This is a genomic window from Reichenbachiella agarivorans (genome assembly GCF_025502585.1).
Classification (GTDB): domain Bacteria; phylum Bacteroidota; class Bacteroidia; order Cytophagales; family Cyclobacteriaceae; genus Reichenbachiella; species Reichenbachiella agarivorans.
Window position 1 is genome coordinate 4,366,773 of the sequence record NZ_CP106679.1, and the last position, 12,583, is coordinate 4,379,355.

Here is a 12,583-nt window from a genome sequence, read left to right on the forward strand (position 1 = left end):
ACATGAAAAAACGCGTTTTAGTCGTCTGTCCTAATCCTGCTATTGATATATATGCCTACATTGATCATTTCAATGTAGGCATTCCTAACAGGATAACAAAAGAAAAAAAATATCCTGGAGGAAAAGGCTTACATGTAGGCATGGCTCTTTCTGAATTAGGCATAGAAGTAACAATCGCAGGCTTCTGGGGCGGTGAAAGTGGACAATGGATCAAAAAGTCTTGTAATGAATATTATCCCAACATTCAATTCATTGGGACAGAACTAGAGCAATGGTCTAGGAGCTGCTACACTTTTAAGTCCGAGGGGAATTTTGATGATACAGAAATCTTAGGAACAGGTCCTGAAATTCAGAAACAAGATTTTCAAGCGTTTATTGAAAGTATAGAGTCTCATTTGCCCTCTACGGTAATGGTGGTATTATCGGGCTCATGGCCCAAAGGTAGTCCAGAAAATGGCTATGCTGAAATCATCCGTATTGCCCAACAAGCTAACATTAAGAGCATGTTGGACTGTACGGGCAAACAACTAGAAAATGCACTTATGAATCGACCCTATGCCGTACACCTCAATCGAAAGGAAATTACAGATTTTTATCAGTGTGATTTCGATAAAGCAAAGCAACAAATACTCCAATCTTGTGAATTGGCTGCTATCACCGATGGAGCCAAAGGATTATCTCTACTTACCTCACAAGGCACGTACCACAGTTTGGCAAAAATAGACAAAGTCCTAAGTACCATAGGTGCAGGTGACTGCTTGACCGCTGGGGTAGTCGCCGGGATCGTAGAAAAATTAGACCCACAAAGTATAGCAAATTTAGGTGCTGCATGTGGAGCTGCCAATTGCAAGAGAGAAGATTTAGGGATGCTATATATCTCAGAAGTAAAAGCACTTTTGTATATGATGGTTTAGTATTTCATCGAGACCTTTGACAAAAAGATATACCAAACTCTGACCCAAATAGACCATACTTTTTCTCAAAAAAACGCGGTCTGTTTATTATAGTAGACCTGTTGTTTCACGTATTTTTTCACTTGAAACCATACGTGATCAATAGCGCCTCCGACACGGTTTGTCTAGCAAAATTTTTCTGCCATCATACTAATGTCTGCTTATAAATTCACGGGTAGTTGATAAACCAGCAGCATATCTGTATGGTAGTGCAAGAGATTATGCAGGTCGGAAAGGTTTGCTGTCAATAGAGATGATCGAGTAGCCGATCCGTTCGGAGACACTGTTTTTATAGAATTGGTTTTCAGTCGCCCTGCGGAAGACTGAAAACAACAGGCAGAAGCACCTTTAATGAAAAACGAATTTGAAAAACGCTGCTTTCTACCATCCATAAGTAGAGCGTCCGCTCAATTACAAGTACAACTGATATCCAGTTTCCCTATCACCCCTTTCTCGCATAAAACAGCAGACCTACAGAACATAAAATGATGCCCAATATTTCGGTAATGCTGAGACTCTCATGCAGGATAGGCCAAGCGAGTAGAGCTGTCACAAATGGTACAAATGAAAAGTAGATAGACAATGTCATCGCACCGATATGCTTGATCGCATAAAAGGTGATCAACAGCGTGACGATACTTACCAATATCCCTTGGTAAGATGCCTGTAACAAAATAGTGCTAACAGGAGTCTCGGGAATCCCGCTATCGGACATCCACCAGATTGGCAGGAATAGCACCGCATTGATGAGTGGCAGAAATGCCAATGCATCACGAGATGTAAAACCATAGCGCTTAGCCAAAAACATATAGATTGAAAATACAAGTGATGCACCAATCAGCATCAGCCACCCAAACCAATTGTCCTGTATCGCTTGTGGTTGTCCCATCATAATCAGGTTGGCAAGCAGAATCAACCCAATAGCAAACAAGCGTCTGATGGTTGTGCGCTCACCCAATACTAGAAATGCCAAGATCACACCAAACACTGGCAAGAGGCCATTGACGATCACACCTGCATTGGCAGCCTTGATACTGAGCAAGCCATAAAACGAAAACATGGTATATGGAAATCCACACCCTAGTGACACGATCACTGCCTTCCAAAGCGTGACCTTGGCCCAGTCATAGCGCAGCGCAAAGGGCAAGGCAAATACTGCTGCCGTACCAAAACGTATCATTGTCAAGTCTGCAGGTGTCAAACTAGACTGTACTCCTGCCCTAGATAGAATAATCCATCCAGACCACACAAACACCATGAATACTGCCCCCAAAGAAGCCATCACCACTGGGTTGGCTTGAAGTTTTGCTAATCTTACACTATTTCCCATTGCTGATGCAATGATATTTGTAATCCATCACTATTTGATCAGAAAATCTATAAACCTGAATTCGATTCTTAAAGAAGGCTCATGCTCCACAATCGAGTAAAACTAAAATGACCTTTGATAAAAAGAGCAGAAAAACCCTGCAAGAGGTCTCTTTCCAGACCATAGACAAAACGATTGATAAACTAAGCACTTGAGGAGATATTCAAAATCGAACTCAGGTTATAATCTATTTATTGAATCCCCGTCACTCTCACGTTAAACTTACCATACGACCAATGGTTTTGTGCCAACCAGGCACCAGATTCTATCTGCTGATAATCATCCCAAGTAAACTCAATACCTCCTATAGGAATAGACGATACCCACAACTTGACAGATTTAGGCCTGTAATTTTCATCCAGCAACCAAACATAGGTATCCCCCTGATAACTACCTGACTCATAAGTCACCTTGAGCCCTACTCTACCATCTTTGAGTTGCACAAGACTACGCTCAGTACCATACTCCAGCACTTTGAAAGGACCACACAGCCAGAAGCTATCGCTATCAAAATGTTCTTGAGCTTCTGCTACCAATTGATCCACCTCATCCTGAGCGTAATTATCTCCGTCAATGACCTGACCTGTTCCTTTGTTGTGATCAAAAAGCACCTCATGCCCATCCCACTTGAGCAACACCTGATGATCCATGATATTCCAATCATAAGAGCGACTGCCTTGGATTGTCCACGAGATAGAATCTGTACCGACCCAATCTGCCATATTCAGCGATTCCATCATATAGATAGCTATTTGATCAGCCTCTGGACTAGGATACCCTGTGGGTATGGGTTCACTCAGGAATTTCAACAAGGCATAAGTAAGGACTCCCAGTGTCAACAGAATCCCAAAGGTGATCTTCATCGCTTTTATCATGTGGGAAAGGTAATGCTTTCCCCAAAAGAGAAGAAATCAACGCACGACAGATTCTGTTTGACTCCCCCATTTTTTGATTCAAAAACCAAACATCCACCACTCCCATAAAACAAACTGTAAAAGATCATGTCTTTGCCCACTGATGTTGTATTTCATCAAACAAGCATTTTGTCTACATTTGACTTCCCATTACTCTGACTGCCTAAATATAGATTTCTTTGAAGATAAATTACATGAACAGACAACTCGAAAGCCTCATCACCGCTTTCATTCTATTTCTCTTTAGTCTAGGGATTGGGTTGTCAGGCTTCATCTTGATCGAAGACCTCAACTTTGTCAACGCACTCTACATGACCATCATTACGATCGGGACGGTAGGATTTACAGAGGTCAAAGAGCTCAGTCAGGCAGGACGGGTATTTACCTCTATCTACATTTTGCTCAATCTTGGACTGTTTGCCTACGTGGTGTCGGTGGTATCCAGTTATTTTTTCGAAGGAAAGCTAAAATCAATTTTTAAAAACTACAGATCTGGTATGGAAATCAGTAAACTAAGCAACCACATCATTGTCTGTGGTTTTGGTCGCAATGGCCGTAGAGCCTGTGAGGAGCTACAAAAAAGTGGAGAAAAATTCGTCATCATTGACTCTCAACCAGAAATAGCAGATTTGATTCCTGACACCATGAGATGGTATATAGGTGATGCCACCAAAGACGACAATCTCAAGACCATCGGAATCGAAAAGGCCTCAACAATCATTATCACTACTCCCTCCGATGCAGCCAATGTCTTCATTACTCTGACGGCAAGATACCTCAACGAAAAAATCAAAATCATCGTCCGTGCCTCCAACCTCGAAACAGAGGACAAACTCTACCGAGCTGGTGCAGACAAAGTCATCATGCCTGATATTTTGGGAGGAATGTTCATGGCACAGCTGGTAACTAAACCCATCGTGATCGAATTTCTGGATTTGCTCAATGGGGTCTCAGGTACCAATTATCACCTGGAAGAAGTGGCCTACGACCAACTCAAGTCACAATACCAAGACAAAACCCTCCGCGAATTGAATATCCCTGCCACGACAGGAGTCATCGTACTGGGCGTAAAAGACAACGTCAAGGGTCTCATCCCTAGCCCATCTGCAGATACGTTCATTGGCCCAGACGACCACTTGATTGTATTGGGATCTCAAGACACCCTCAATTCCTTTATGAAGGAATTTACCTTGATCAAAAAGTAATTTAGATGCCAAATTGCTAGACACTCGATAGATAAAACCATAGAGACAATGCCAAAAAAACCCTCAGAAGAGGTTTTAGGTCGCCTTGGTGATTTTGGGTTAGAAATGATAAAAATCACATTCATCACTTCGCCAATGATGGTTATCTTTGTACCAGTTTCGGTTCTTGATACAAGAATGTTAAAATATTAAATTTGTGTTATGCCTACAGCTTCTACATCCCCTAGGGTTTTAAATAAAGCAAAACTTAAAACGGAAATCAGTTTCGCAGTTGTTCATTTGATGCCTTTGGCAGCAATCTATACTGGGGCAACAGCATTTGACTGGATTGTTTGTGCTTTCCTATACTTCTTTCGTATGTTCTGGGTGACAGGTGGATACCATCGCTATTTCGCACATAGATCGTACAAGACCTCTCGCTTTTTCCAGTTCATCATTGCCTTTATGGCGCAGACTTCTGCTCAAAAAGGAGCACTGTGGTGGGCAGGGCATCACAGGGTGCATCATAGAACCAGTGACACCTATGATGATCCGCATTCAATGAAGCATTACGGATTTTGGTATTCACATGTGGGCTGGATCGTAGGACCAGATTACAAAGAAACTGATTACAAAATCATCGCAGATTACTCCAAGTATCCAGAATTAGTTTGGCTCAACAAGTATTACCTGGTTCCTCCTTTTATTCTGGCACTCCTAGTCATGGCACTAGGCGGTATTGTCAACGGAGGCAGTATCATGACCATGTTTACCACAGCTGGATTTTCTTGTTTGTTTATCGGATTTTTCCTCAGCACAGTTTTGTTGTACCACGGGACTTTTAGCATCAACTCTATTATGCATAAATTCGGCAAGCAACGCTATGAATCTAATGATGAGTCCAAAAACAACCTGATTCTGGCTTTGATCACACTAGGTGAAGGCTGGCACAACAACCATCATTATTATGAAGTAGCGGCTCGTCAAGGTTTCTTTTGGTGGGAGATTGATATCACCTACTACATCCTACGGACGCTCGCTTTCTTTGGCATCATATGGGATTTGAGAGGTGTACCTGATCACATCAAATATTCTAAAAACAAAGAAGAGGCACGCCATCTTGCCCAACAAGCCAAAGCTTAAATCTTAGAGCCAAGACAAAAGAGCCAAGAGTCAAGATTCTACAATCTTGACTCTTGGCTCTAAACTACTGCTGTATTCATCAATACGCTACTAAGCACTGATCTCAACAGGCTCGCTTTTATATTGAGAATGTCTCTCGCTTCTTTTGTCTTGTAGAGATGCCATCCAGCCTTTTACTTCTTTGTGCACTGCTTTACCCAACTCCTTCACTTCCTTAGTAGCCTTCTTAGCTCCTTTATCTATGGCCTTACCTGTTTTCTTGACCACAGGCTTCACTTCCTTCTCTACTTTTTTGTAACCCTTTTTGGTCCCCTCTGCGACTTTCTTACTTACCTTCTTTATGTCACTCTTGACTGAACTATCGTCCTGAGCAAAAGCCGAATTGACACCCACTGACAACCCAAATACTAACAAACTAAAAAACAAACACTTACGCATAACTTAAAAACATAAATTTGAACAAACAATCGAACTAGAACTCATACAGCTCAATGGGCAGGCCATCTGGATCACTAAAAAACACAAACCGCTTACCCGTGTATTCGTCGGTTCTGATCTTTTCAACAACCACGCCACAGTTGCTCAAGCGCTCCACTTCTTCCTCGATATTTTCCACTTCGAAAGCCAAATGTCTCAGACCACAAGCTTCAGGCTGAGACACACGAGCAGGAGGATTAGGAAAGGAAAACAACTCAACGACATACTGACCTCCCAATGCCAAATCCAACTTGTAAGAATCCCGCTCACTTCGATATACCTCACGAACAACGTCTAAGCCTAACACATCTGTATAAAACCATTTAGACCGCTGATAATCAGCACAAATAATCGCAATATGATGAATACATTTCAGACCCATTTTTCAACAATCATTACTTTTCTCTTACACATTTACCTTTCAAAATGAAGCTTAAAACATCTACAAACGCAGCTCAGTAAAGATACTGGCTACAATGTGAAAAAATTCACATTATTTTTCTGGCAAAACACAACCATAATTGAGACTTTTCGATAAATTCATCCAATTTATTTTGAATGATTTTTCAATGATTCATCCTAAAACAGAACTCAAATATATAAACGATGTGGTCGGGTACGGGGTATTCGCCACTCAGATGATTCCAGAAGGAACCATCATCTATGTCAAAGACAGTTTGGAGCATGTTATTTCTCCCTCAGACTTTCTGGCACATCCTCAGGAAATGAGAGAGGTCATCGACAAATACTCCTATATCGATGAGTCTGGCAACAGAATCCTCAGTTGGGACTTTGGCAAGTATGTCAATCACTGTTGCAATTGCAACACGATCAGTACTGGTTATGGTTTTGAAATGGCCATACGCGACATTCAGGCTGGTGAGCAAATCACAGATGAATATGGGATATTCAACATCATCCAAGAAATGGACTTGGTCTGTGGTGAGTCTTGCTGTCGAAAAAAGATCGCAAGTGACGATTTTGACAAATACTACCCAGAGTGGGATGCAAAAATCAAAAAATCGATCCCTCGATTACGTGAGGTAGAGCAACCACTCATGGTCTTTGTCAATCCAGAAGTAAAGATGGAATTGGACGAATACTTCAACAACCCTCAGTCCTACAAATCTGTGTACTCACTGAAATACCATGGCCCAGCCAAAACATCAAAAGCACGCCGAAGCAAAAAAGAAAAAGCGATCATCCCTCTGGATCTGGTTGCACCTGTACAAATGAGAAGAGCCAAATAAGCAAGCAATGATTCAAGAAAAAAGCCTCAGTAACGATTCGTTCTGAGGCCTTTTTTGTGTAAAGGAGTTAAGCAATGGCCACTCCGACTGAGTGACGCTATCAACTTATTTGTTTATTTTCAATGATTGTCTAAATCAATATAGAATTCTCCACAACTGGTGCTCCTGACATGATTTCCATATTGGCGTACTCTTCAAACTTTTCAAAATTGGCTACAAACTGACTGGCAAGTCTCTCAGCTTGTCGGTCATAAGCAACTTTGTCAACCCAAGTATTTCTTGGATTCAATATCTCATTAGGGACATCTGCAACAGTATCTGGTATAGCCAATCCGAAAATTGGATGTTTGCTATAATTGACATTTTTGAGTTTACCGTCTAGCACCGCAGAAATCATTGCTCTGGTATATTTCAATTTGATACGCTGCCCGACACCATAGACACCACCAGACCAACCTGTATTGATCAACCATATATTGACATCATGCGCTTTGATTTTCTCACCGAGCAACTCCGCATACTTAGTAGGGTGTAGTGGCATGAATGGTGCTCCAAAACATGCAGAAAACACACTTACTGGCTCAGTAACACCTGCTTCTGTTCCAGCAACCTTGGCTGTGAAACCAGAGATAAAATGGTACATTGCCTGACCTACAGTCAATTTAGATATGGGAGGCAGTACCCCACTCGCATCACAAGTCAAAAAGAAGATGTTTTCTGGAATGCCTCCTATTGATGGAAAAACCGCATTTTTTACATTTTTGAGTGGATAAGACACCCTTGTATTTTCAGTAATGCTACAATCTGAATAATCCACCGTATTCGTGCCTGGGAAGAATTTAGTATTCTCTAAGATGGCACCAAATCTAATGGCATCCCAAATTTCAGGTTCTTTTTCCTGTGTCAGATCGATGGTCTTGGCATAACATCCTCCTTCGAAATTAAAAATCCCATCGTTAGTCCAACCATGTTCATCATCTCCAATCAACAACCTGTTTGGATCAGCAGACAAGGTGGTTTTACCTGTCCCAGATAATCCAAAAAACACAGCTGTATCTCCTTTTTCTTTACCTATATTAGCACTACAGTGCATAGATAAGACATGATCTTTGTCTGGCAAAAGAAAATTAAGAACTGAAAAAATCCCCTTTTTGGTTTCTCCAGTATATCCTGTACCTCCCACAAGAATCACCTTTTTGGTAAAATTAACGATCGCAAAGTTCTTTTGACGGGTACCATCTACTTCTGGATCTGCATAAAATTCTGGCACTGCAAACACCGTAAACTCTGGATGAAAATCTGTCAAATCATCATTCTGAGGCTGAATGAACATGTTGTAACAAAACAAATTGTGCCAAGCCTGAGTATCGATCACTCTGACCTTCAATTGATGCTTTGGATCCGCACCTGCATAGGCATCTCTTACATAGAGTATCTTGTCACCTAATGAAGCAATCATCTTTTTGTAAAGTGCATCAAATTTGGCTTCATCAAAAGAGACATTTATATCTCCCCACCATACTTTGTCTTTTGTAATAGCGTCCTTTACGATGTAGCGATCTTTAGGAGATCTACCCGTAAACTTACCTGTACGACACATAAGGGCCCCTGTATCTGTCAAAACTCCTTCGTCCTTTTTGATAGCTTCTGTAATCAATTCGGCGGGAGATAGATTCCATAAAACACCTTTAACATGATTCAAGCCTAGCTCGATCATATCATCCATCAGGGATTTAAGATTCGTGTTTTTCATTTTTACAAGATTTAGTTATTGTTAAGTAATTGGTATTCCTTTTTGTTCTCCCTCAAACATATTTGAAGATTGTAGTCCCTCTCTTTGGAGCGCTTTCCTTCCACATTGCTTAACAAAGTGACACAATATCTGATAGAATAAAACTGATCAGGATCAACCTTTCACATGTTTTGAATCATCCAAATGAATTATCCCTCTTTCTAAATTTGTCTCATCTCTATACACCCAAACCATAACCCAGTGAATCCTAAAGCTAAAAAATTTTTATTGAGTCTCTCCGTGGCTCTTTTCATTCTCTTTCTCCCTGCTACCTACATCCCTATAGAAGGCCTAAGTATCATTGAGCAGCGTGTCATGGCACTGTTTGTCTTTGCTGCCATGCTTTGGATATTAGAACCTATCCCCATCTTTGCCACTTCCATTCTCATCATTGTTCTGGAATTGCTGACTATCTCTACCTCTGGAATCAAACTTTTAGTCAACAACCAAGGAGATAATTTTGGAACAATCCTAGCCTACAAAGACATCATGGGGACATTCGCCTCTCCTATTATTCTGTTATTTTTAGGAGGCTTCTTTTTGGCGATGGCATCTACTAAATATCGATTGGATCAGGGGCTAGCCAGAGTCTTGCTGAAACCCTTTGGCAAGAACCCCAAAATGATCATGCTAGGTTTGATGATTATCACTGCGATCTTCTCGATGTTTATGAGCAACACAGCCACAACCGCCATGATGCTTGCCATCTTAGCACCCGTATTGGGCTACTTTGATCTGAAAGATCCCGGCAGAATTGCCTTTGCACTGAGCATCCCTTTTGCTGCTAACATTGGAGGGATTGGGACCCCAATCGGCACCCCGCCAAATGCTCTCGCCATGAAATACCTGACAGGTGAAAACAGTATCAGTTTTGGAGAATGGATGGCTTTTGGTATTCCCTTTGTCTTCATCCTTTTGATTATCTCATGGCTCCTTTTGTTGAAATTTTTCCCTCCAAAGGCCAATGTTTTGGAAATAGAAATCAAAGGGAAGTTTATGACCTCAACCAAAGCCCTAATCGTCTACTTTACTTTTGGACTGACTATTCTTCTTTGGTTAACAGATTTTCTACATGGGATGAACTCCTACACAGTTGCGATGATCCCAGTAGCTATATTCTTAGCACTTGGCATCATTACCAAAGAAGATTTAAAAAAAATGAGCTGGGATGTACTTTGGCTAGTGTCTGGTGGTATTGCCTTAGGTATGGCTCTGGAGAAAAGTGGATTGGCCGCTCACATGGTGAGTAGTATTCCATTTGACAGCTATTCTCCATTTCTTATTGTCGGGATAGCTGTACTCCTGTCTAACCTGATGGCCAACTTTATGTCACATACAGCTACCGCCAACTTACTGCTGCCTATCGTCACAGCAGTAGGAGTCTCGGTGATCAGTCTGAATACTCTAGGGGGTGCCAAGATGCTGATTTTGGCCACCACCATGGCTTCCTCTCTTGGAATGGCCTTGCCCATCAGTAGTCCTCCCAATGCTTTGGCTCATGCCACAGGTATGATTGAATCCAAGGACATGAGCAAAGTCGGTGTACTCATCGGCATCATCGGTTTGGTCATGGTCTGCACGCTCATGTGCATTTTGAGATTAATCAATTTTCTATAAACAGCCATGAAAGATAACAATATTAAATTGTCCGAACTGACAGACATCTCCTGGCTCAAAGAACATTATTTCTCCAATCCGGCACAGAAAATCACTCTAAAGAAAGGGGAAACTATACTGAAACAAGGTGAGAAAAATGACTGCATTTTCTACCTAGTCAGTGGTCGACTGACGGGTCACTACAAACCCAAAGGCGGCAGTCAACTCTTGATCTTTAGCACTGGAGAGGATTCTGTAGTCGGCATCTATAGTTTCTTTTCAGCTGATGGATGTAGTTATACGACAGTTAACGCAGAAGAAGATGCTACTGTCTATTACATGAGCAAAGCGGAGCTACCAGCGAAAAATCATCCTGATCACCAACTATTTTCAGAGCATATCTTGCCGATTATTGTTAATGAAATTTACCTCCGACAAATGCTCGTGGTAAAAAATGCCACAGAAAAAGAGATCACACTGAAGAAGCTGATGCAAAGTGAAAAACTAGCTACTCTGGGCCAACTGGCTGCTGGATTGGCTCATGAGCTCAACAACGCCATCGGCGTTTTACAAAACAAGACCCAATGGTTGACGAATCAACTGAAAGTAATTTTCAACCAAAAGGAATACGAACATCTATACCCCCTCTTTATCAAAGGACTAGAACAAGGCCAACATAGCTCAACAGCTGACGCGAGAAAACGCAAAGAACACATCAAAAAAGCACTCAAGATAGACGATCGTCTAGCCAAGAAACTGGCTCGAATCGATTTGACCGACGAAGAGATCCGACAGATCGCCAAACAAAACCAAGTAGATAAAATAGAAGAAATGGATGGCTTTTGGGAGATGGGTATGACCCTACACGACATGGAGATCGCTTCTACACACACCACCCATGTCATTCGCTCCATCAAAGACCTGGGCTCACAAAACCACAGCGACGTACAGGAATGTGATCTTCGATTGACCTTCAAGAAATCCTTGTCCCTGCTGTCAAATATGACAAGAAATATTCAAATCGATTTGGATGTAGAAAAAGGATTGACCTTGATAGGAAACGAAGGGGACTTCATTCAAATCTGGGTCAACCTGATCAAAAACGCAGCAGAAAGTCTCAGTCAAGCTGAAACCAAAGATCCAAGAATACAATTGCTATATGTACCGAACCCTCATAGCATTCATCTACAAGTCATAGACAATGGACCAGGTATACCAGCGCATCTATTGCCTACGATATTCCAACCCAACGTCACTACCAAAGTCTCAGGATTATCCTTTGGACTCGGTCTCGGCTTGTCCATCATCCAAAAAATCATCAGCAGTTACGGAGGGAATATTACTGTGAGTTCTGTCCCAGGCCATACTTCATTCGACATCACATTACCTAAAACATAAGATCATGGAAAAGATTTATATACTCTGTGTAGAAGATCAACGAGAGGTTCTCAACACAATCGCTAGCCAGCTGGCAGTACTGGATCAGCACGTCATCATCGAAGAGTGTGAATCGGCGCAAGAGGCCCAAGAACTCATCGAAGAGATTGATACCGCAGGTGACTTCATCGCGTTGGTCATCTCTGACCATGTCATGCCTGGCAAAACTGGTGTAGAACTTCTCACCGACCTGTACAACGACGGCAGATTTGGTGATACAAAAAAAATACTATTGACAGGTCAAGCCACACACATGGACACCATCAAAGCCATCAATCAAGCAGGGATCGATTTCTATATCGAAAAACCTTGGAAGGCCGAAGACCTTCTCCAAAAGGTATGTACCCTGCTCACTATTTTCATCATAAAAAAAGGAATTGAATACGAGCCTTTCCTAGAGATTCTTGACAAAGAAAAACTCTTCAATCTGTTAAAATAGACTTTAGACAGCTAGATATCAGAGACTAG

At 41.6% G+C, this 12,583-nt stretch carries 12 protein-coding genes; 7 read left to right on the forward strand and 5 right to left on the reverse strand.

The genetic code is table 11. The annotated features are described in order from the left end of the window. Positions 1 to 2: 2 nt before the first annotated feature. Complete coding sequence (locus N6H18_RS18115; RefSeq protein ID WP_262309693.1) at positions 3 to 914, forward strand: 1-phosphofructokinase family hexose kinase; 912 nt, start codon at positions 3 to 5, stop codon at positions 912 to 914. A gap of 481 nt (positions 915 to 1,395) precedes the next feature. Here N6H18_RS18115 and N6H18_RS18120 read toward each other — a convergent pair whose 3' ends face one another. Together N6H18_RS18120 and N6H18_RS18125 are read right to left on the reverse strand one after the other, a co-directional pair. After that, a complete protein-coding gene (locus N6H18_RS18120) occupies positions 1,396 to 2,283 on the reverse strand; it encodes a DMT family transporter (RefSeq protein ID WP_262309694.1) in 888 nt (295 codons plus the stop codon). 230 nt (positions 2,284 to 2,513) lie between these two features. Then, positions 2,514 to 3,197: a hypothetical protein gene (locus N6H18_RS18125; protein WP_262309695.1), complete on the reverse strand. Its 684-nt coding sequence runs from the start codon at positions 3,195 to 3,197 to the stop codon at positions 2,514 to 2,516. A 233-nt stretch (positions 3,198 to 3,430) separates the two neighbouring features. On the opposite strand from N6H18_RS18125, the gene N6H18_RS18130 reads away from it, so the two are divergent. Both N6H18_RS18130 and N6H18_RS18135 read left to right on the forward strand, forming a co-directional pair. Continuing rightward, a complete protein-coding gene (locus N6H18_RS18130) occupies positions 3,431 to 4,441 on the forward strand; it encodes a potassium channel family protein (RefSeq protein WP_262309696.1) in 1,011 nt (336 codons plus the stop codon). Positions 4,442 to 4,642: 201 nt separating this feature from the next. Beyond that, positions 4,643 to 5,563 (forward strand): acyl-CoA desaturase, encoded by a 921-nt coding sequence (locus N6H18_RS18135; protein ID WP_262309697.1) that lies wholly within the window; start codon positions 4,643 to 4,645, stop codon positions 5,561 to 5,563. A 90-nt stretch (positions 5,564 to 5,653) separates the two neighbouring features. On the opposite strand, the gene N6H18_RS18140 is transcribed toward N6H18_RS18135, so the two are convergent. Both N6H18_RS18140 and gloA2 read right to left on the reverse strand, forming a co-directional pair. After that, the gene (locus N6H18_RS18140) at positions 5,654 to 6,001 is read right to left on the reverse strand and encodes a hypothetical protein (protein WP_262309698.1); all 348 of its coding nucleotides are present in this window, start codon (positions 5,999 to 6,001) and stop codon (positions 5,654 to 5,656) included. A 34-nt stretch (positions 6,002 to 6,035) separates the two neighbouring features. Beyond that, positions 6,036 to 6,422 carry an SMU1112c/YaeR family gloxylase I-like metalloprotein gene (gene gloA2, locus N6H18_RS18145; RefSeq protein ID WP_262309699.1) on the reverse strand — a complete coding sequence of 129 codons (387 nt, stop codon included), beginning with the start codon at positions 6,420 to 6,422 and terminating at the stop codon, positions 6,036 to 6,038. 187 nt (positions 6,423 to 6,609) lie between these two features. On the opposite strand from gloA2, the gene N6H18_RS18150 reads away from it, so the two are divergent. Continuing rightward, complete coding sequence (locus tag N6H18_RS18150; RefSeq protein ID WP_262309700.1) at positions 6,610 to 7,290, forward strand: SET domain-containing protein; 681 nt, start codon at positions 6,610 to 6,612, stop codon at positions 7,288 to 7,290. 130 nt (positions 7,291 to 7,420) lie between these two features. On the opposite strand, the gene pckA is transcribed toward N6H18_RS18150, so the two are convergent. After that, a complete protein-coding gene (pckA, locus tag N6H18_RS18155) occupies positions 7,421 to 9,043 on the reverse strand; it encodes a phosphoenolpyruvate carboxykinase (ATP) (RefSeq protein ID WP_262309701.1) in 1,623 nt (540 codons plus the stop codon). 240 nt (positions 9,044 to 9,283) lie between these two features. Between pckA and N6H18_RS18160 the strand changes: the two genes are divergently transcribed. The 3 genes from N6H18_RS18160 to N6H18_RS18170 are packed head-to-tail and all read left to right on the forward strand — an operon-like array spanning position 9,284 to position 12,554. Further along, on the forward strand, positions 9,284 to 10,699 hold the full coding sequence (locus N6H18_RS18160; protein WP_262309702.1) for an SLC13 family permease: 1,416 nt from the start codon (positions 9,284 to 9,286) through the stop codon (positions 10,697 to 10,699). Positions 10,700 to 10,705: 6 nt separating this feature from the next. After that, positions 10,706 to 12,076 carry an ATP-binding protein gene (locus tag N6H18_RS18165; RefSeq protein ID WP_262309703.1) on the forward strand — a complete coding sequence of 457 codons (1,371 nt, stop codon included), beginning with the start codon at positions 10,706 to 10,708 and terminating at the stop codon, positions 12,074 to 12,076. Positions 12,077 to 12,080: 4 nt separating this feature from the next. After that, the gene (locus N6H18_RS18170) at positions 12,081 to 12,554 is read left to right on the forward strand and encodes a response regulator (protein ID WP_262309704.1); all 474 of its coding nucleotides are present in this window, start codon (positions 12,081 to 12,083) and stop codon (positions 12,552 to 12,554) included. Positions 12,555 to 12,583 lie beyond the last annotated feature (29 nt).